This is a genomic window from Leisingera sp. M527 (assembly GCF_025141525.1).
Classification (GTDB): domain Bacteria; phylum Pseudomonadota; class Alphaproteobacteria; order Rhodobacterales; family Rhodobacteraceae; genus Leisingera.
The window spans coordinates 4,008,139-4,028,303 of sequence record NZ_CP081037.1; the positions used below are offsets into that span (position 1 = coordinate 4,008,139).

The window sequence follows — 20,165 nt, forward strand, 5'->3', positions numbered from 1 at the left end:
TGCGTGCCTGCGCCGCGTTTGTGCGGTGAGCGCGACGTCAGACCGCAATGGGCCAAGAACGCTCGTGCAGTGCGCTTGAGCCGATGGATCGCTTTGGCCGAGGCTGTTTCGTATTGGCGCTGCGCGCCAATATAGAGACCATAGGGTGCGTCAGCTAGAAGCCTCTGCCGGGGTCAGTTGCAACGCTTGCTCACAATGGGATGGGCGGGGCCGATTGCCGGTTTGCCGCGCGCAGTTTCCATTGTGCAGCAACCGATGTCTGCGCTAACGTTGCACACAGCAATAAAAAGAGGCTCAGGAACGTGACCACGGACAGCAAGCGCCCTCTCACCCTCCGCGATGTATCCGAAGCAACCGGTGTATCCGAAATGACCGTAAGCCGCGTACTGCGCAATCGCGGCGATGTGTCGGAAAAGACCCGCACCAAGGTGCTGAGCGCCGCCAAAGAACTGGGCTACGTGCCCAACAAGATCGCCGGCGCGCTGGCTTCGAACCGGGTGAACCTGGTGGCGGTGATCATCCCCTCGTTGTCGAACATGGTGTTCCCCGAGGTGCTGACCGGCGTCAACAAGGTGCTGGAGAATACCGAGCTGCAGCCGGTGGTCGGCGTCACCGACTATCAGCCCGAGAAAGAGGAAAAGGTGCTTTATGAAATGCTCTCTTGGCGCCCCTCAGGTGTGATAATTGCAGGATTGGAACATACCGAGGCCGCCCGCGCCATGCTGAACAGCGCCGGTATCCCGGTGGTGGAGATCATGGATACCGACGGCAAGCCGGTGGATGCGATGGTCGGCATTTCCCACCGTCGCGCGGGCCGCGAAATGGCCAAGGCGATCCTTAAGGCCGGATACCGGCATATTGGCTTCATGGGCACCAAGATGCCGCTTGATCACCGGGCGCGAAAGCGGTTCGAAGGTTTCACCGAGGCGCTGGCCAAGGAAGGCGTGGAGATCGAAGACCGCGAGTTTTACTCAGGCGGTTCGGCGCTGGCCAAGGGGCGCGAGATGACTGAAGCCATGCTGGAGCGCTCACCGGAATTGGATTTTCTCTATTTCTCCAATGATATGATCGGCGCGGGCGGGTTGCTGTATTTGCTCGATCAGGGCATTGATGTGCCGGGCCAGATTGGCCTGGCTGGTTTCAACGGGGTGGAGCTGCTGCAGGGGCTGCCCCGCAAGCTGGCCACTATGGACGCCTGCCGCCTGGACATCGGACGCAAAGCGGCTGAGATCATTGCGGCACAGCTGGACGATCCGGACACAGAGATCGATAAGCATGTCACGCTGACCCCGACCATTTCCTATGGCGACACGCTGAAACGGCGCTGATGGCGCTGCAACGGCTGGACAATCAAAGCGCGCGGCGGCTGTTCCTGGACCGCCATGCCTTGCTGGAGCAGCCTGCTGGCCCTGCCAAGGGTGCGGACTTGCTGGCGCTGATCCAGCGTTTGGGGTTTGTGCAGCTCGACAGCATCAACACGGTGGCGCGCGCCCATGACGTGATCCTCTATTCACGCCGCCCGGGTTATCGGGCCAAACATCTGAAGCAGCTCTACGAGCGGGACCGCGGGCTGTTTGAACATTGGACCCATGACGCCGCGATGATCCCGATGGGGTTCTACCCCCATTGGCATCTGAGGTTTCAGCGTGACACCGAGTTGCTGCGCAATCGCTGGCGCAACTGGCGGCGCGACGGGTTTGAGGCGCAGTTCGAAACCGTCCTGAACCATGTGCGGGATCACGGCCCAGTCAGTTCTTCTGACCTTGGCAAGGATGAAAAGAAGGGTTCCGGCGGCTGGTGGGACTGGCATCCGTCCAAAACCGCGTTGGAATTTCTCTGGCGTTCCGGCGCGCTGACAGTAGTGGGGCGTGAAGGATTTCAGAAACGCTATGACCTGACCGAGAGAGTGATTGATGAGCATCTGCGCCCTGGCACCTCCTGCGATGCGACTGCGACCATTAACTGGCTTTGCTCCGCTGCGATGGACCGGCTGGGCTTTGCCACCTCCGGCGAGCTCGCGGCGTTCTGGGACACCGCTTCTCCGGCGGAAGCCAAGCTATGGTGCGCCGAACAGCTGCGCCTGGGAGAGCTGGAAGAGATCGAGATCCAGCAGGCTGACGGCAAGCTGCGCAAAGTGTTCGCCCGTCCGGGCACCGTGGAGAGCACTGCGGAATTGGGACCGGCACCGGGCCGGATGCGGGTGCTCAGCCCCTTTGACCCAGCCCTGCGCGACCGCAAGCGGGCGGAACGGCTGTTCGGTTTCCACTACCGGATTGAGGTCTTCACCCCCGCACCCAAGCGCCAGTACGGCTATTACGTCTTTCCGCTGCTGGAGGGCACACGCCTGGTCGGCCGCATCGATATGAAGGCGGACCGGGACGTGGGCGTCTTGCGCGTCACCGCCGTATGGCCTGAACGGGATGTGAAATGGTCGCTGCCCCGCACAAAGCGGCTGGAGGCAGAACTGGACCGGGTTGCGCGCTTTGCCGGCCTCAGCAGAGTGAGTTTCGCTGACGGCTGGTTGCGCTGAGGAATTACTCGGGCCGTAGCTGGGCCTCGATTACTTGGCGGTAATCCTCCGGCGCGGGTATTGCAGTAAAGCTCTCCGGAGCAATGAAAACGCAAACAAACTTGCCTTCAAAGCACAGCACCCCATCCTGCCGCGCTTTCACCCGGAAAGTCACCGACTTTCCACCCAGTGCCGAAGGCCAGACCTCGCATTTCAACCGGTGCCGCGGGGTGACCGGCGACCGGAAATCGATGCTCATATGCACGAACGGCGTACCGGTGCCGCGGTCCAGCTCCATCTGATACCAGCCATCGCCGCCCAGGTGATGCTCCCACCAGGCGTCAATCGCCTCCAGCGCGAAAACTGGCAGCCGCCCGGTATAGGCAATCCGGGCCGGGTCGCAATCGCCCCAGCCCACGCGGATTTCATGCTCGAAACTCGACTGCTGCCCTGTACTGTTCTGCGCCATCACACTAGCCCCGTCATTGCATCAGCATCAGCGGCAGCAGCGTGATGATCGGGAAGGCAACCAGGATGACCACCCGGATAAGATCAGAGGCAACAAAGAACATCACCGCCTTGTAAGTGTCGATCATCTTGGTCTTACGGTCCATTGCGCTGATGATGAACAGGTTCATGCCCACTGGCGGGGTGATCAGGCCAACCTCGACCACGATCAGTACCAGGATCCCGAACCAGATGGCGACATATTCCGCCTCGATCCGGTTCACCCGGCCTTCGGTCACCCGGATGCCCAGCTCTTTCATCTGCTCGCGGGTCAGCTCCGCTCCGGCCGCAATGGCGTCCTTGATCGAGGCGAGCATCTCGGCCCCCATCCCCTCAGGCACTCCAGCCTTCAGCACCTCCATCGCTGCATCCGCCTGCATCGCTGGCAACGACAGCAGACCGAAATCCATCGCCGAGATTACTGGAAAGAAGATCGGGATTGTCAGCAGGATCATCGACAGCGAATCCATCAGGCAGCCGAAGACCAAGTAGAATCCCAGGATCAGTGCCAGCACCATCCAAGGGCTAAGACCCTGGCTCACAACATAATCCGCCAGTTCCTGCGGTACTTTTGTGAGTGCCAGGAAACCATTGTAAAAACCAGCACCCAGCACGATGAAGAAGATCATCGCGGTGGACCGTGCGGTCACCAGGAAACTGTCAGCCAGCGTTTCGCGGTTCAGCCCGCCATTGGTCCAGGCGATAAAGCCGGTGCCAAATGCGCCCACGGCTGCGCCCTCGGTCGGAGTGAACCAGCCCAGGTAGATACCGCCCACCACCAGGCCGAACACCAGAAGCACCGGCCAGACATGTATCAGCGCGGCAAAACGCTCGCGCATCGGCACTGGCGGGCGGGTGCCTGCACTTTCCGGGAACAGCCGCACATAGACCGAGATTGCAATTACATAACCCAAAGCCGCCAGCAGGCCCGGAATGAAGGCGGATAGGAACAGCTTGGCGATGTTCTGCTCGGTCAGGATCGCATAGATGACCAGCACAACAGAAGGCGGGATCAGGATACCCAGCGTGCCGCCCGCCGCCAGCGTCGCGGTCGAAAATCCGCCGGCATAGCCGTATTGCTTCAGCTCCGGCAGTGCCACACGGCCCATGGTGGCAGCGGTGGCCAAGGACGAACCGCAGATCGCACCAAAGCCTGCGCAGGCGCCGATGGCCGCCATCGCAACCCCGCCTTTGCGGTGGCCCAGGAACCCTTCAGCTGCCTTGAACAACGCGGTGGACATGCCGCCGAGCGTCGCGAAATGCCCCATCAGCAGGAACATCGGCACAATGGTCAGCGAATAAGAGGAAAAGGTCGAATAGGTCTCGCTTTTCAGCCGCCCGAACGCCACTTGCGTGCCGTCCGTGACCCAGATCAGCCCGCCAAGGCCGACTAGAAACATCGAGAGCCCGATCGGAACCCGCAGAAAGATCAGCAGCATCAGAACCGGGAAGGAGGCGATGCCAATTTCAAGAGCCGTCACTGTTCGCCCTCCACGCCGTCCCAAATCAGGATCCGGCCGGTAAAAAATTCGATGGTGCGGATTGCACCCATATAGAGGCCCACAATCGCGGCGACGACAGCCGCCACCATGCTGATGCCGTAGGCCCACCAGACCGGAAACTCGAGCAGGAAGGAGGTCTCGCCATTGGAGAATTTGCTCGTAAGCCCAGCCCCCAGCCGCCAGGCGATAAGAATCAGCACCGCGGCAAAGACAGTTTCGGTCACCATCCGCAAAAACCGGTTCACTCCGCGTGGAAACGTATTGGCCACCACATCAACCGAGGCATGTCCCGCGGTGATCTGGCACAGCGGCATAAAGGCGAAGATGGCAAAGGCCACACCGGCCTCGACCAGTTCAAAATCGCCGTTGACCGGCCCGACCCAGCCGGTCATCCACTTTGAGAACCCCGGCGCAATCCGCTCCATCAAATCGCCATGGAAGACGCCGTTGAGCAAACGCCCAGCGATCGAAACACATGTCAGAATGATCAGAAGAGTGAGGACCGCACCGCCCAGGTAGGCCATGGATTTGGCCAGCCGCATCATGAGCTTGTGCATCGTTCAGTTGCCTTATTCCGGTATGCAAAGGGCCGCAGTGCAAATGCCGTGCGGCCCTTCACTTTTATCAATCAAAACGCCTTACTGATACTGCGGCGTGTATTTCTCGATCAGCCCGCTGGCTTCTTCGATCAGCGCGGTACCGTCGAGGCCTTTTTCGGCCATGTCGGCGATCCACTTATCGTAGATCGGCTGCGAGCGTTCACGCCAGACGGCAGTTTGTTCTTCGTCCAGAGTGATCACAGTGTTGCCCAGATCCAGCGCCATCTCGCGCGAGGGACCATCCGAATCCGCCTGGGTGCCGCCGGCAAAGACCGAGAATTCCAGGCCAGAGTTATCGTCGATGGCCTTTTTCAGGTCATCCGGCAGGCTCTCATACTTCTCTTTGTTCATCGCCAGAACAAAGGTCAGCGTATACAGTGCTTTGCCAGTGAACTCAGTGTGGTTCTCCACCAGCTCCGGGACCTTCAGCGCCGCAGTCACTTCCCACGGAATGGTGGTGCCGTCGATCACGCCCTTGGACAGACCTTCCGGAATCGCCGGAACTGGCATCCCCACCGGGGTTGCACCCAGCTCAGTCAGCAATGCGTTGACTGACCGGCCACCGCCGCGGATCTTCATGCCTTCCAGATCTTCAGGCGTTTCCACCGGGTCGGAGGTGTGGATCAAGCCGGGTCCATGCACCCAGGTGCCCAGAATGTGGACATCCTTGAACTCGGTGTCCTTCATGTGCTTGTCGAACATTTCCCAATAGGCGTGCGACACGGCGCGCGCATTGGTCATCATGAACGGCAGCTCGAACACTTCGGTCGACGGGTAGCGGCCCGGGGTATAGCCTACCACAGTCCAGACAATATCCGCCACGCCATCAATGGCCTGGTCCATCAGCTCAGGCGGCTTGCCCCCCAGCTGCATCGACGGGAAGCGATCAACCTTGATGCGCCCGCCCGAGGATTCCTCGACGTTGTCCGCCCAAACATCCAGGATCAGTTTCGGCACGTTTGCCTGTGCCGGCAGGAACTGGTGCAGTTTCAGGGTCACCTCCTGGGCAAATGCCGGCATTGCGCCGAACATTGCCAAGGCCGCTGCCCCCGCTGCCCCCAATAGCTTTCTCCGAGTAGTCATGTCTGTCCTCCCTTAGACCAAATCATTTGCAGGGTCCGCCGCTCTCGCAACATTACTGCGGCAGATGGCAGAATTCTTTCCGTTTCCGCCACCAAGGCCCCGCGCAGGGTTCGTTTTACGAACCAGTTGCCCCCCTGCTATTAGGTGCATTTGTAACTATCAACAGCGGATCATGCATTTTCCACTCATGAAATCTGCCTGCGCTTCCTGATCTCAGACAAGTTTCACAGCTGATATGTTACAAGCCTCCCCGCACTCACATTCAAATTGATACATATTAAGATGGCCGCATGGCAACAAAAATCATGGCTTTGCGCCGCCTTGCGTCATTCCGCAGCAGCCAGCGTCAAGTCGACCTGTGGCAGCCCATCAACCCCGCCGCGCATCCGGTCGCCTGCCTGAACGGCTCCAACACCGGCCGGCGTTCCAGTCAGAATCACATCTCCGGGCCGCAAGTGATAATAGCCGGACAGATGGCAGATAATCTCCTCAACGGACCAGATCATTTCCTCCAGCGCGGCGTCCTGCCGGATCTCCCCGTTCACCTCCAGCCAAATGCGCCGGCCAGACGGGTTGCCCCAATCTGCTGCCCGGGTCAGCGGCGCAAACACCGTCCCATTCTCCAGATCCTTGCCCAGATCCCAGGGGCGTTGTTTCTGCCGCTCACGGATCTGCAGATCGCGCCGGGTCATATCCAGCGCACATCCATAGCCAAAGACAGCAGCCTTCGCCTCCTCGGCGGATGCTCGGAACACCGGCGCGCCAATCGCCACAGACAGCTCCATCTCATAGTGAAAGTTTTCAGTCCCAGGCGGATAGGGCACAACCGCGCCCGTCAGCACCGCATTGACCGCCGTCTTGGTGAAATAGAATGGCGCCTCGCGGTCCACTTCATTGCCCATTTCGGCAGCATGAGCCGCGTAATTGCGCCCAACGCAGAAAATCCGCCCGACCGGGTATCCAGACGGTTCTCCGGCAACCGGAATCACCGGTGCTTCCTGCAATTTGAACAGAATCTCACCCATCAAAGAATCCTTCATACCTCGGCAGATTCAGGCTGCCTCGCCAAGTCAGAGCCGCAATCCAACAGCCTGTAAACCCCGCTTTCGGCTTGAATGGTTTGATTACCCTGCACACGGCCGTCCAGCACAATCCTGATCTTCTCCTCCGATGAATACTGCTTGCGCGTCGCGCATTTGATGCAGAGCCTCCCCAATTAAGTGGTCCGCGCCTATTTTTGGGAAAGCGGAGGACCATAGATGGCCAAAAGAGACCGAAGCCCGAAGAGATTGACGTGAAGTTGCGGCAGGTTGAAGTCCTGATGGGGCAAGGCATGCCCCGGATTGATACAATCAGACAGATCGGCCTGCCTGACCAAACTTGTTACCGCTGGAAGAAGTACGGTGGAATGGGCACCGAGAAGCTTAAGGAACTGAAGGTTTCAGAAGGAGGACGAGCGCTTTCGCAGGGTGGTACCGGACCTGACGTTGGACAAATTGATTCTGTCCGAGGCCGCAAAGGGAGCAAAGAGCGTCCCGGAAACGGTCACCAGACCGTTTCAGCCCAGAACGGGCGGAGCCCCTAAGCCCCTCACGCCGCCGTGCTTGCATTGATCTTGCGCAGCCAAATGAAGGTTTCCGAGCGTCGCATTTGCCGCGTCCTGGGCCAGCACCGATCCACACAGGGACAGGAGCCGGTTGGTCGGGCTGACGAAGACCGTCTGGTTGCGGACATGATCAAGTTAACACGTCAGTATGACGATACGGCTACGCCGCAGTTCCCGGTGGACGTATGCCCAATCTGGCTGAAAGCCGCAGTACGTCTCGTATCTTGCGCATCCACTGCCCGGCAGGCGCATACGCGCTTGCTGCCGAGAGGAGGCAATCCCTTCATCGCGCTCCCTCTGGCCCCAAAAGAACCGCAAGGTAGCGGGCTGCTGATCGCCTCGCAGCAACACGTCTGAGAGGTGGCCGGATGTCGTTGGAACGGGTGGCCGGATCACACCGGATTACGCAGGCAAGGCATTCCAACTTGGAATGACAGCAGTAGGCAATCTCATTGGTTTTGGCGGCGCGTTCGCGGATAAATGCACCCAGAGCTTATTCCAAGGAGGCCGCATGGACCGCGCCCAGATCGTGCATAAGAATTTCCTGGACCGGGTAAAGACCGCAGACTTCCCTGCAGGTGCGGCGCCCGCAGGACCGCTTGCCGTATCAGAGGCAGTTGGCACCTTCCGTGCACAGGTGTTGAGCCGGGCGCTGGACTTGACCAGCCGGGCGATGCAAAAAGCGGGAGAGGGATTTTACACCATCGGATCCTCGGGGCATGAGGGGATGGCGGCAGTGGCGCGGGCGCTGCGCCCGACCGACATGGCCTTCTTGCATTACCGTGATGCTGCGTTTCAGATTGCCCGGGCGGATCAGGTTCCGGGGCAACGGATTGCCTGGGACATGCTTTTGTCCTTCGCCTGTTCCAGCGAAGACCCAACCTCAGGCGGCCGGCACAAGGTTCTGGGCTCCAAGACACTGATGATCCCGCCGCAAACGTCTACCATTGCCTCGCATCTGCCCAAGGCGGTGGGAGCAGCTTACTCCGTCGGTGCAGCCAAGCGGCACCAGCCAGAGCATCAGGTGCTTCCGGAAGACGCCATTGTCATGTGCTCTTTCGGGGATGCTTCGGCCAACCATTCGACCGCGCAAGGGGCAATCAACACCGCGGGCTGGAGTTCGGTGCAATCGACGCCACTGCCTTTGCTGTTTGTCTGCGAGGACAACGGTATCGGCATTTCCGTGAAGACGCCGAAGGGCTGGATCGAGGCCTCGATGGCGCAGCGGCCGGGCATCAAGTATTTCAAGGCAGACGGGCTGGATATCTATAACGCCTTTGCAGTGGCGCAAGAGGCAGCAGAGTATGTGCGGACCCGCAAGAAGCCGGCCTTCCTGCATCTGCGCACCGTGCGGCTGTACGGCCATGCCGGGGCGGATGTTCCGACCACTTACCTCAGCAAGACCGAGGTTGAGGCGGATGAAGCCAATGATCCGCTGCTTCATTCGGTGCGGCTGCTGAATGAAGCCGGGGCGCTGCAGCCCAAGGAAGCGCTGAAGATTTACACGGACACTTGCGCGCGGGTGGAGCGAATCCGGGCAGAGGCGGTGACACGGCCGCATCTGAAGACGGCAGAAGATGTGGCTGCCAGCCTGATTCCGCCAACGCGGAACTGTACGCCCACCAATGGCCCGCGTTTAGAGGAGCGGACGGCGGCGTTCGGCAGCGACATGCGGGCGATGGAGGAGCCGCAACCGATGTCGCGGCTGATCAACTGGGCGCTGACCGATTTGATGCTGGAGCATGGCGAGATCGTCATGATGGGCGAGGATGTAGGCCGCAAGGGCGGTGTCTACGGCGTGTCTCAGAAATTGCAGCAGCGGTTCGGACCGGACCGGGTCATCGACACCCTGCTGGATGAGCAGTCGATCCTGGGACTGGCGATTGGTATGGGGCACAATGGGTTTGTGCCCATCCCGGAAATCCAGTTCCTTGCCTATCTGCACAATGCCGAGGACCAGCTGCGCGGCGAAGCGGCGACTTTGCCTTTCTTCTCAAACGGGCAATTCACCAACCCGATGGTGCTGCGGATTGCAGGCCTTGGCTATCAGAAGGGTTTTGGCGGGCACTTCCACAATGACAACTCTCTGGCGGTGCTGCGGGATATTCCTGGAATTGTGATTGCCTGTCCCTCAGATGGGGCTGAGGCTGCAATGATGATGCGCGAGGCGGTGCGGCTGGCGCGCGAGGAGCAGCGGGTGGTGGTTTTTGTGGAACCGATTGCGCTGTATCCGATGCGGGACCTGCATGAGGCGAAGGATGGCGGCTGGATGCGGACTTACCCCTCGCCGGACCGGCGGATCGCTTTGGGCGAAGCGGGTGTGCATGGGGAAGGCACCGATCTGGCCATCGTGACCTATGGCAATGGAAGGTATCTTTCGGCCCAGGCGCAGGCGGAACTGGCGGCCCAGGGAGTGGACGCGCGGATTGTGGATCTGCGCTGGCTGGCACCGTTGCCGGAGGCGGCGCTGTTGGAAGCGGTAAAAGATTGCAGGCATGTGCTGGTCGTCGATGAATGCCGCATCACCGGCAGTCTGTCAGAGGCGTTGATGGCACTGTTTGCGGAACAAGGCGATGCCCCAACGGCGCGGGTGGCGGCCAGTGATTGTTTCATTGCCACAGGACCGGCATATGGTGCCACGCTGCCGTCGAAGGAGAGTATTGTTGCAGCTGCTTTGAAGCTGGCAGGAGGCAAGTCATGACTCGCACGGCTGTTCTGATCTGCCCGGGACGGGGCACTTACAACAAGGCGGAACTGGGGTACCTGCACCGTCACCATGCGGACAAGGCGGCGCTGTTCGCCGGATTTGATGCGCAGCGAAAGGACGCCGGGCAGGAGGAAGTCACGGCGTTGGACGGGGCAACCCGGTTTTCGGTGTCAAAGTACTCCCGCGGGGATATTGCATCGCCATTGATCTATGCCTCAACCCTGGCGGATGCGCAGTCGCTGGCGGATGACATTGAAATTGTCGCGGTTACCGGCAATTCCATGGGCTGGTACACCGCGCTGGCGGCAGCCGGAGCGCTAAGCGCGGCAGATGGGTTCAAGGTGGTGAACACCATGGGCACGCTGATGCAGCAGCAACTGATCGGCGGCCAGCTGGTCTATCCCTTTGCAGGTCCGGATTGGCAGGATAACCCGCGCCGCAAGACCGAGCTGCTGGACTTGGCGGCAGAGATCAATGCGCGCGAGGAGCATGATCTGGGGCTGTCGATTGACTTGGGCGGAATGCTGGTGCTGGCCGGGAATGAGGCTGGGTTGACAGCGTTTGAGGCAACGGTGCCAGTGCTGGACGACCGCTTCCCCATGCGGCTGGCCAACCATGCCGCGTTCCATACAGCGCTGCAAGCACCGGTGGCAGCCGAGGGACGCAAGCGGCTGAGTGCCGAAATGTTCTCTCAGCCGGATGTGCCGCTGATCGATGGCCGCGGGCAGATCTGGTGGCCGGGTGCCATGGATAAACAGGCGCTGTGGGATTACACGCTTGGGCGTCAGGTGGTGGAGGCCTATGATTTCACCCGCGCGGTGCAGAATGCAGCTTATGAGTTTGCGCCGGACCTGTTCATCGTGACCGGCCCCGGCACCACACTGGGCGGCGCCGTGGCCCAATCCCTGGCACAAATCAGTTGGAAAGGGATAATTGGAAAGGCGGGTTTTAAAGCGCGGCAAGCGGAGGATCCGCTGTTGATCTCCATGGGGGATGACGCACAGCGGTCATCGGTAAGCGGCTGATCCAGAAGCATCCCGCGTCTTTTGCCTGTATCAAAGATGCAGGCAAAACAGCCTTGGGCGTATCGTCTGCAAAGATCGCCTGACCCGCTTGAATATGACGGCCAAGGCCATCTGCTGCCCGGCAGTTGATTGAGCAGCAATCAATGAGTGTGGGTCATCACCGTCTTCACCCTGCTCCAATCCGGCCCAAGGATTTCCTGCCGGCGCAAACCTGTCGTTATAGCGATCAGAACAATTGTCTCTAAGAACGGATTTTCATTCCCGGCACATGCCTCGAAAAATGCCCCCGCTCTGCTGTGTTCAGATATCTTACCCTGCCTTGCGGCTCCTTCAGTTTCTCGATCCGCTTCATGGGATTTTGTTCCAGCTGCCCATACTCCTGAACAGTAACTTTGAGGGTTTGATGGAGCGCGACCAATAGCGGTTCACAGTCGCGCTCGAAACACGGCCTCGGATCCTACTGGTATCTTCCCAGCGTTGATTTCCGCTTCGATCTGCCCGACCCAAGCTTCAGCATCGCTTTTGCGATAAAGTAAGCCGGCTACTGCTCGTAACCCTTGCGGCGAATCTGAGCTTGCCTGCGAATACTTTTAGCACTTTGGACCCTTTGAACAGACGCCAGACTCACCACTCTGTTGGCAATGTTGGTTGTCGTCCGGTTTAGGGAGTTTTCGGGGAGATTTGCACTGTTTTTGCACCAAAAACCGCGCCACTCTCGTAGCTTTCGCTCACTAAGGTGGCAGGTTCTTGTCTTTTTGGTGAAAGAAGTGGTGAGCCGTGTTGGGTTCGAACCAACGACCTACTGATTAAAAGTCAGTTGCTCTACCAACTGAGCTAACGGCCCACTTCTTCGTTGCTGTCTAAGCGTTTTCTCCAAGAGGATCAAGCACTTATTTCGCTTCGGAACTGCCTGGCAGCCTGTGTCATGCTGTCCCGATAGGCGGCGTATCTAGGGCCAGTGCGGCGGGGGGTCAACCCCTTTTTTCAACTTTTCTCACCGAAGACTGGATTCATCTGCAGCGCAGGTCTATATGCCCGGAATGAACACCCAAGCAGATACCGCACTCCCCTTCATGAAGATGCACGGGCTGGGCAATGACTTCGTTGTTGTCGACGCGCGTGCACAGGACATTGCCATTACTCCGGCTATGGCCAAAGGAATCGCCCACCGCCAGTTCGGCGTTGGATTTGATCAGCTGACGGTCATCTCGAATGGTCCCGGAGACGCGCATCTCACCTTCTACAATGCCGATGGCTCCACCTCAGGCGCCTGCGGCAATGCCACCCGCTGCGTGGCGCGCCACCTGATTCTGGAAAGCGGCAAGCCCGGGCTGCATCTGACTACGGACCGCGGCGACCTTTATGCACGCGATGCCGGCGATGGCCTTACGTCGGTCAATATGGGGCATCCACAGCTTGACTGGCAGGACATACCGCTGGCCGAAGACGCGGACACGCTGGAACTGCCTATCGAAGGCGGCCCAACCGCAACCGGTATGGGCAACCCGCATTGCACATTCTTTGTCGAGGATGCCGGGATCATTCCGCTGGAAGAATTCGGCCCCCGCTACGAGCATCACCCGCTGTACCCCCAGCGCACCAATGTGCAAGTCGCCCAGGTGACTGGCCCCGACCGCATCCGCATGCGCGTGTGGGAGCGCGGTGTGGGGGTGACACTGGCCTCTGGCTCCTCCTCCTGCGCCACAGCCGTTGCTGCGGCCCGCCGCGGGCTGACAGGACGCAAGGTGCAGGTTGATCTCGATGGCGGCACTCTGTGGATCAACTGGGCCGAGGACGGTGTCTGGATGACTGGCCCGACCATGCATGTGTTCGACGGCAGCTTCACACGCGAGTTTCTGGAGACACTGAAATGAGCGTACCCAAGTTCACCACCCTTGGCTGCCGCCTCAACGCCTATGAGACCGAGGCGATGAAGGAATTGAGCCAGCAGGCGGGCCTTGAGAATGCTGTGGTCGTCAATACTTGCGCGGTGACTGCAGAGGCGGTGCGCAAGGCACGCCAGGAAATCCGCAAGCTGCGCCGGGAGCACCCGGAGGCGCCCATCATCGTGACTGGCTGCGCCGCCCAGACCGAGCCGGAAACCTTTGCCGCGATGGAAGAAGTCACCCGCGTCATCGGCAACACCGAGAAGATGCAGGCCGAGACATGGCAGCAGATCGCCAAGGGCCCGGACTTCATCGGCACCACGGAAAAGGTGCAGGTCGACGACATTATGTCGGTGACTGAAACCGCAGGCCATCTGATCGACGGCTTCGGCACCCGCTCCCGCGCCTATGTGCAGGTCCAGAACGGCTGCGACCACCGCTGCACCTTCTGCATCATCCCCTATGGCCGCGGCAACTCCCGCTCCGTCCCCGCAGGCGTGGTCATCGACCAGATCAAGCGGCTGGTGGACAAGGGCTATAACGAAGTGGTTCTGACCGGCGTGGACCTCACCTCCTGGGGCGCTGATCTGCCTGCGCAGCCGCGTTTGGGCGATCTGGTGATCCGCATCCTGAAACTGGTGCCGGACCTGCCGCGCCTGCGCATCTCCTCGATCGATTCGATTGAAGCGGATGATAGCCTGATGCAGGCCATCGCCACCGAACCGCGGCTGATGCCGCATTTGCATCTGTCATTGCAGCATGGCGACGATCTGATCCTGAAACGCATGGCCCGCCGCCACCTGCGCGACGACGCCATCGCGTTTTGCGAGGAAGCCCGCCGCCTGCGCCCGGAGATGACGTTTGGCGCCGACATCATCGCCGGCTTCCCGACCGAGACCGACGCACATTTTGAGAACTCGCTGAAGCTGGTCACCGACTGCGACCTGACCTGGCTGCACGTCTTCCCCTATTCCAAGCGGGACGGCACCCCGGCCGCAAAGATCCCCAGCCAGGTGAATGGAAACGTCACCAAGGAACGCGCCGCCCGTCTGCGCGCGGCTGGCGACGCCCAGGTCGCCCGCCACCTGGCTGATCAGATCGGCCAGACCCACCGCATCCTGATGGAAAACCCGCATATGGGACGCACCGAGCAATTCACCGAGGTGGCCTTTGCCGCCCCGCAGCCAGAGGGCCGGATCGTCACCGCCGCCATAACAGGCGCCAGCGGCAGCCAGCTCACCGCCTGATCAAACCTCGCAAAACGTCAGCAGGTAGCCGCTGCCACCGAAGCGGAATCGTAGAACTCGTGCAGCTCACAGATGCGCCCGTCCCGGAATCGGCAGACAATGGCAACAGGCGTCTCCACCCGCTTTCCTGTGGCCTTGCAGGTCCAGGCCGTGGTGCCCAACCCAATCACCCGGTCGCCCTCCGAGACCGTCTCTTCCAGCGTCCAGTATTCCATTTCAAAGGCACTGGTCAGCTCACTCAGATAGCTCTGCAGCTGCGCGCGCCCGTTCCGTGCAGCACTGAAATCCAGCCCATGCGCGCCCTCCCCCATCGAACGCATGCACATGTCCTCGGTGGTATAGTCATCCCACATGGCCAGATCGCCCGCTTTGCAGCCATCCCACCTGGTCATTGCTTCCCGCAGAATCTCCGCATTTGATAGCCCCGTCATTGCAACGCCTCCCAACTCGTATTGATACACCCTCTGAATGGTGCGCTCCGGCTTACTCCTCCGTCAAGCGTGTCTGCACGCAGTTGCAGCACAGCCCGGACTGCGCTATGACATCAACAGGTCCCGGATACCTGCCGCTCGCAGCCTTTGGCTTTGGTGAAATCCGGACAAGGATCCTTCCTGACGCCTGGGTGCACGCCCGGATAGCAACGCGAGCCCTTGTCTGCATCGGCAACTGCACCCTTCACGCGAAAGGTAACCCCATGCAGCCACCGCCTGCTCTCCCCCCCATTCCGCAGCTCAAGACTGAAGCGCACCTGCTGCGTAAGCATTCACAGGCCCAGGGCCAGCCCATAAGCCACAGCACCGCGCTCGAACGGATCGCGCAATACTATGGCTTCCGCGACTGGAACACCCTTAGCGCCCGCGCCACAAATCTCCCGGATCTGCAGGTCGGGATGCGTGTTGAAGGCCAGTACCTGGGCCAGTCCTACACCGGCTATGTCCACGGCCTCTCGGCCTGCGGCATCAACGGCCACCGCCGGATTACCCTGCAGTTTGACAACCCGGTGGACGTGGTCCAGTTCGACAGCTTTTCGTCCTGGCGCCAACGGGTGTCCGCGGTGATCGGCGCGGACGACCGGTCTCCGCAAAAAACCTCCAACGGGCTCCCCCATCTGGTGGTCAGCCCGCTGTTGTGAGCAGTCCGCCCGGCTTCTTTCTGGTCCAGAATACCCCGGGGTGAATGCCCGCAGGGCAGAGGGGCAGCGCCCCTGGCCCCTCACAACGAAAAACCCCCGCAAGCAGCACTTGCGGGGGTTTGATGTTTCAACCTGTCAGTCGGACAAGGATCAGTCTTTGCCCTTGTGCGGCGCCCACAGCTTCTTGTTGGTCAGATACAGCAGAACCGACAGAACGGTCAGGAACAGCACGCCGACAAAACCGGCCTGCTTGCGCGCCATCATCTTGGGTTCAGCAGTCCACATCAGGAAGGCAGCGACGTCCTGCGACATAGCTTCCACGTCATTGGCATGGCCGTCAGCAAACTCCACCTGCTCATCCGACAGCGGCGGCGCCATCGAAATCCAACCGCCCGGGAAGGCAGTGTTTTCATAGAAGGTGGTGCCAGCTTCTTCTTTGGTCTCGCCGGTGTAACCGGCCAGCAGCGAGGCGATGTATTCAGCGCCGCCCATGCCCTTGAACAGCTGGTTCAGACCCGAACCGTAAGGGCCGTGGAAACCCGCACGCGCCTTGGCCATCATGCTGAGGTCCGGGGCGCCGGCGTTGTTGTTTTCCGGGAAGTGGTCGACCGGCTTGGCCGGGCGGTCCTCATCCAGTGCCGCATCATAGACGCTGAAGTTATCGGCCGCGTAGGCACGCACCTGATCTTCCGGCAGCTGCGGGCCGCCCTCGTCGCCCAGGGTGCGCAACGGCACCAGCTTCAGCCCGTGGCAGGCTGCGCAAACCTCGGTGTAGATCTGCAGGCCGCGCTGCAGCTGGTTGCGGTCATAAGTTCCGAACGGGCCTTCAAACGAGAAGGCGTAGTCGGTGATGTGCTGCTCGCCGCCGCCTGCTGCGTAAGACGCAGCAGGGATCATGGCCAGAGCGAAGGCGGCACCGGTTGCCAGTTTCTTGAACATTGCGAGGTGTTCCTTCTTCTTATTCGGCAGGAGTGGCTTCAGCAGAAGACTTCTTGCCGTAGTGGGCGTCGAAATCCTCTTCGATGGTGGCAGGCTGAGCCGTCGGCTTCTCGATCACACCAAGCAGCGGCAGGATCACCAGGAAGTAGCCGAACCAATAGGCCGATGCGATCAGCGAGAATGATGCATAGGGCTCTTCCGCCGGCATCGCACCCAGCCACATCAGGGCAAAGAAATCGACCAGCAGCAGCGCAAACCACCATTTGAACATCGGACGGTAACGGCCCGAACGGACGCGCGAGGTATCCAGCCAGGGCACCAGCGCCATCACGGCAATCGCACCGAACATCGCCAAAACACCAAAGAACTTGGCGTCAACGATGCCGCCGGTCACGAAGGAGGCAAACTGAACCACCCACACTTCCGAGGTAAATGCCCGCAGGATCGCGTAGAACGGCAGGAAGTACCATTCCGGAACGATGTGCGCCGGGGTCACCAGCGGGTTGGCTTCGATGTAGTTGTCCGGGTGGCCCAGGTAGTTCGGCATGAAGCCGACGATTGCCCAGAAGATCACCAGCACAACGGCCAGGCCCAGGAAGTCCTTGATCACGAAGTACGGCCAGAACGGCAGGGTGTCTTTTTCGGCTTCAGCCTTGGAGCCCTTACGGACATCAACACCGGTGGGGTTGTTGTTGCCGGTGGTGTGGAAGGCCCAGATGTGGATGATCACCAAGGCTGCAATCACAAACGGCAGCAGGTAGTGCAGCGAGAAGAAGCGGTTCAGCGTCGCATTGTCCACCGCCGGTCCGCCCAAAAGCCAGGTCTGGATCGGCTCGCCGATGAACGGGATCGCGCCGAACAGGCCGGTGATCACGGTCGCACCCCAGAAGGACATCTGCCCCCAAGGCAGAACATAACCCATGAAGGCGGTGCCCATCATCATCAGGTAGATCAGCATGCCGACAATCCAGATGATCTCGCGGGGCGCCTTGTAGGAGCCGTAGAACAGGCCGCGGAAGATATGGATGTATACAGCAACAAAGAACAGCGAGGCGCCGTTCATATGCAGGTAACGCAGCATATGGCCGCCGTTCACGTCGCGCATGATGTGCTCGATCGAGGCAAAGGCCAGATCGGCATGCGGCGTGTAATGCATCACCAGGACAATGCCGGTGACAATTTGCAGCACCAGGCAGAACGCCAGGACGATGCCCCAGATCCACCACCAGTTCAGGTTCTTGGGGGTGGGGATCATGATTGTGTCGTAGACGAGACCGACGATGGGCAGGCGGCTGTGCAGCCACTTCTCTGCACCTGTCTTCGGCTCGTAATGGTCGTGCGGAATACCGGACATGAGCGCGTTTCCTTATCCCAGCTTGATGGTGTTGGCGTCGGTGAACTCAGCCACCGGCACATGCAGGTTCTCAGGCGCCGGGCCTTTGCGGATACGGCCTGCGGTGTCGTAGTGCGAACCGTGGCAGGGGCAGAACCAGCCGTGGAAATCGCCGGAACCGTCGCCCAGCGGCACACAGCCCAGGTGGGTGCAAACACCCATCATCACCAGCCATTCGCCGGCCTCGTCCATGGTGCGGTTCGCGTCAGCCGCGTCAGTACCCGGCTTGTTCGGGTTTTCCGACCGCGGGTCGATCAGTTCGGACAGTTCCACGGCGCGGGCTTCATCAATCTCTTCCTGGGTGCGGCGGCGGATGAACACCGGCTTGCCAAGGAACATGACCGAGATCTGCGTGCCTACTTCTACACCGCTGACATCGACCAGAATCGAGGACAGCGCTTTCACGTCGGCGGAGGGGTTCATCTGGTTGACCAGGGGCCATACGGCGGCACCCGCGGTCACTGCCCCGGCGCCGGCAGTGGCGTAGTAGAGGAAATCTCTCCGGGTTCCTTCGTGGTCTTCTGCGTGGGACACGAGGTTTTCTCCAATTCCAGCGCCCGTTTAGGGCAAACATGCGCATGCACCGCGATTGCTCGCAGTGACTCTGGCGCGTGTCTAGCGGGGAGAAGGGCATTCGTCCAGCGGTCATAGGCGCGCAGAAAGCCGCAGACGGCAATTCTGTCACTGCTGTGTGACCGTGCCGCACCCATATCGGTGCGGCACCTGTCATGATCAAGAGGCGCGCTTAGCCCGCCGGCGGTTTTGTGGCCTGCATCGAGGGGCGCGATTCGAAGCCCGCAAACCACTCCGCCAGTGCCTCGTTGCCCTGACGCCAGCCCGCATCCGGGTGGCGCAAGTCCACATATCCAAGCGCACAGGCCACCGCGATCTGGCCAATATCAAGCGGCCCCTGCAGATGGCTCATCCAGCGCGCATTCAGCGCGGCACAGCCGCCCAGCACCTTGCTGCGCTGCGCATCCAGCCAGCCATCCCATTGTTTTTCCTCAGGGCGCAGACGTTTTTCATAAGCCATCAAGATCGCCGCATCCATAATGCCGTCGGCGGTGGCTTCCAGAACCTTACTGTCCCAGCCGCCGCCATACAGCCTGCCGCCGGCCCGGTCGTCCAGAAAGGCGCAGATCACCCGGCTGTCATAGAGCGCCGGCCCGTCATTGCGCTCAAGCGCCGGGATTTTGGCCAGCGGGTTGCTGGCTTTCACCTCTGCACTGGGGCTGAGAGGCGTTGTGGTCACATTCAGGACTTCAACATCCTCAATCTGCCCGGTCTCATGCAGCAGCACCAAAACCTTGCGGGCAAAGGGCGACGCCGGTGAATATGTAAGCTTCATGGAAAATCCTCCGCTGTTTTGCAGCAGCCTACTGCATGCCCTGCCAAGGGAAAGGGGCAATCAGCACACTGTGCTATACTGGTCCGGCTCAGCCAATGTCAGGAGGACCCTCAAATGATCATGCGGATATTCCAGGTTGTCATCCGGCCGGGCAAGGAGGCGGATTTCAGCAAGTTCTTCCATGAGACCGCCATTCCGCTAATGAAAGGCACTGATGGCATCGTCACGGTTCTGCCCGGTGCGCCACGCACCGATAGCCCGCGGGAGTTCAGCTTTGTCATGGTGTGGAAGGATCTGGCGTCGCTCAAGGCCTTTGCGGGCGAGGACTACACCAGTCCGCACATCGACCCGGCTGAGGCCGAACTGGTCGAGTCGCGCAGCATCAAACACTACGATCTGGTCGAGGTTTGATGCCGCGCGTTTAACGCTTGCAGAATGCCGCACGGATTGGCACGTTCGACCTGTTCTCAGGGCGGGGCGGAATTCCCCACCGGCGGTAAGCGGGCATTGCCCCGTAAGCCCGCGAGCGGCTTCCGGAACCGGAAGTGTCCAGCAGATCTGGTGCGATTCCAGAGCCGACGGTTACAGTCCGGATGAAAGAGAGCGTTCGCCAGGGCCGCTTAGAGCGGTGCCTGTTGTTCGTTATCGCCTTGGGTGACGTGTCAAAACGCAAGGAGATAAC

18 protein-coding genes, 1 tRNA gene, 1 pseudogene and 1 riboswitch are annotated in these 20,165 nt (G+C 60.3%); of the genes and pseudogenes, 9 read left to right on the top strand and 11 right to left on the bottom strand.

The features are described from left to right. The first annotated feature begins 302 nt into the window (after window positions 1-302). On the top strand, window positions 303-1,328 hold the full coding sequence (locus tag K3555_RS19695; RefSeq protein ID WP_134831119.1) for a LacI family DNA-binding transcriptional regulator: 1,026 nt from the start codon (window positions 303-305) through the stop codon (window positions 1,326-1,328). Then, window positions 1,328-2,530 (top strand): winged helix-turn-helix domain-containing protein, encoded by a 1,203-nt coding sequence (locus K3555_RS19700; RefSeq protein WP_260006743.1) that lies wholly within the window; start codon window positions 1,328-1,330, stop codon window positions 2,528-2,530. Before K3555_RS19695 ends, K3555_RS19700 begins: the two co-directional genes overlap by 1 nt. Before the next feature lie 4 nt (window positions 2,531-2,534). Here K3555_RS19700 and K3555_RS19705 read toward each other — a convergent pair whose 3' ends face one another. The 5 genes from K3555_RS19705 to K3555_RS19725 all read right to left on the bottom strand — a co-directional run bounded on the left by K3555_RS19705 (window position 2,535) and on the right by K3555_RS19725 (window position 7,225). Beyond that, complete coding sequence (locus K3555_RS19705; RefSeq protein ID WP_259988434.1) at window positions 2,535-2,978, bottom strand: thioesterase family protein; 444 nt, start codon at window positions 2,976-2,978, stop codon at window positions 2,535-2,537. Window positions 2,979-2,991: 13 nt separating this feature from the next. Further along, window positions 2,992-4,497 carry a TRAP transporter large permease gene (locus K3555_RS19710; RefSeq protein ID WP_259988436.1) on the bottom strand — a complete coding sequence of 502 codons (1,506 nt, stop codon included), beginning with the start codon at window positions 4,495-4,497 and terminating at the stop codon, window positions 2,992-2,994. Further along, window positions 4,494-5,075, bottom strand: coding sequence for a TRAP transporter small permease (locus K3555_RS19715; protein WP_260006744.1), 582 nt, complete (start codon window positions 5,073-5,075; stop codon window positions 4,494-4,496). The genes K3555_RS19710 and K3555_RS19715 overlap by 4 nt, the downstream gene beginning before the upstream one ends. Window positions 5,076-5,156: 81 nt before the next feature. Next, on the bottom strand, window positions 5,157-6,200 hold the full coding sequence (locus K3555_RS19720) for a TRAP transporter substrate-binding protein (RefSeq protein ID WP_260006745.1): 1,044 nt from the start codon (window positions 6,198-6,200) through the stop codon (window positions 5,157-5,159). Window positions 6,201-6,526: 326 nt separating this feature from the next. After that, on the bottom strand, window positions 6,527-7,225 hold the full coding sequence (locus K3555_RS19725) for a fumarylacetoacetate hydrolase family protein (protein WP_260006746.1): 699 nt from the start codon (window positions 7,223-7,225) through the stop codon (window positions 6,527-6,529). Window positions 7,226-7,455: 230 nt separating this feature from the next. On the opposite strand from K3555_RS19725, the pseudogene K3555_RS19730 reads away from it, so the two are divergent. The 3 genes and pseudogenes from K3555_RS19730 to K3555_RS19740 form a co-directional block, all read left to right on the top strand. Then, window positions 7,456-7,979, top strand: a pseudogene (locus tag K3555_RS19730) (hypothetical protein); the annotation flags it as partial. 338 nt (window positions 7,980-8,317) lie between these two features. Continuing rightward, entirely contained in the window at window positions 8,318-10,507 is a 2,190-nt protein-coding gene (locus K3555_RS19735; RefSeq protein WP_260006747.1) for an alpha-ketoacid dehydrogenase subunit alpha/beta, read from the top strand. Continuing rightward, window positions 10,504-11,538, top strand: coding sequence for an ACP S-malonyltransferase (locus K3555_RS19740; RefSeq protein ID WP_260006748.1), 1,035 nt, complete (start codon window positions 10,504-10,506; stop codon window positions 11,536-11,538). Before K3555_RS19735 ends, K3555_RS19740 begins: the two co-directional genes overlap by 4 nt. A gap of 768 nt (window positions 11,539-12,306) precedes the next feature. Here K3555_RS19740 and K3555_RS19745 read toward each other — a convergent pair. After that, window positions 12,307-12,382: transfer RNA gene (locus K3555_RS19745), tRNA-Lys, on the bottom strand. A 187-nt stretch (window positions 12,383-12,569) separates the two neighbouring features. Between K3555_RS19745 and dapF the strand changes: the two genes are divergently transcribed. Both dapF and mtaB read left to right on the top strand, forming a co-directional pair. Continuing rightward, window positions 12,570-13,412: a diaminopimelate epimerase gene (dapF, locus tag K3555_RS19750; RefSeq protein ID WP_260006749.1), complete on the top strand. Its 843-nt coding sequence runs from the start codon at window positions 12,570-12,572 to the stop codon at window positions 13,410-13,412. Beyond that, entirely contained in the window at window positions 13,409-14,671 is a 1,263-nt protein-coding gene (gene mtaB, locus K3555_RS19755) for a tRNA (N(6)-L-threonylcarbamoyladenosine(37)-C(2))-methylthiotransferase MtaB (protein WP_260006750.1), read from the top strand. Before dapF ends, mtaB begins: the two co-directional genes overlap by 4 nt. A 17-nt stretch (window positions 14,672-14,688) precedes the next feature. Here mtaB and K3555_RS19760 read toward each other — a convergent pair whose 3' ends face one another. Then, window positions 14,689-15,063, bottom strand: coding sequence for a nuclear transport factor 2 family protein (locus K3555_RS19760; RefSeq protein ID WP_260006751.1), 375 nt, complete (start codon window positions 15,061-15,063; stop codon window positions 14,689-14,691). Window positions 15,064-15,365: 302 nt separating this feature from the next. Here K3555_RS19760 and K3555_RS19765 point away from each other — a divergent pair, with 302 nt between their 5' ends. Beyond that, the gene (locus K3555_RS19765; protein WP_260006752.1) at window positions 15,366-15,803 is read left to right on the top strand and encodes a glyoxalase superfamily protein; all 438 of its coding nucleotides are present in this window, start codon (window positions 15,366-15,368) and stop codon (window positions 15,801-15,803) included. A 150-nt stretch (window positions 15,804-15,953) separates the two neighbouring features. Here the strand turns inward: K3555_RS19765 and K3555_RS19770 are convergent, their stop codons facing one another. The 4 genes from K3555_RS19770 to K3555_RS19785 form a co-directional block, all read right to left on the bottom strand. Next, window positions 15,954-16,742, bottom strand: coding sequence for a cytochrome c1 (locus tag K3555_RS19770; RefSeq protein ID WP_259996035.1), 789 nt, complete (start codon window positions 16,740-16,742; stop codon window positions 15,954-15,956). 19 nt (window positions 16,743-16,761) lie between these two features. After that, window positions 16,762-18,096 carry a cytochrome b gene (petB, locus tag K3555_RS19775; protein WP_260006753.1) on the bottom strand — a complete coding sequence of 445 codons (1,335 nt, stop codon included), beginning with the start codon at window positions 18,094-18,096 and terminating at the stop codon, window positions 16,762-16,764. A gap of 12 nt (window positions 18,097-18,108) precedes the next feature. After that, entirely contained in the window at window positions 18,109-18,669 is a 561-nt protein-coding gene (gene petA / locus K3555_RS19780) for a ubiquinol-cytochrome c reductase iron-sulfur subunit (protein ID WP_129372721.1), read from the bottom strand. A gap of 211 nt (window positions 18,670-18,880) precedes the next feature. Next, on the bottom strand, window positions 18,881-19,483 hold the full coding sequence (locus K3555_RS19785; RefSeq protein WP_260006754.1) for a glutathione S-transferase: 603 nt from the start codon (window positions 19,481-19,483) through the stop codon (window positions 18,881-18,883). A gap of 114 nt (window positions 19,484-19,597) precedes the next feature. On the opposite strand from K3555_RS19785, the gene K3555_RS19790 reads away from it, so the two are divergent. Continuing rightward, window positions 19,598-19,894 carry an antibiotic biosynthesis monooxygenase gene (locus tag K3555_RS19790; RefSeq protein WP_260006755.1) on the top strand — a complete coding sequence of 99 codons (297 nt, stop codon included), beginning with the start codon at window positions 19,598-19,600 and terminating at the stop codon, window positions 19,892-19,894. A 48-nt stretch (window positions 19,895-19,942) separates the two neighbouring features. Beyond that, a riboswitch (FMN riboswitch) is annotated at window positions 19,943-20,092 on the top strand. The last annotated feature ends 73 nt before the right edge of the window (window positions 20,093-20,165 follow it).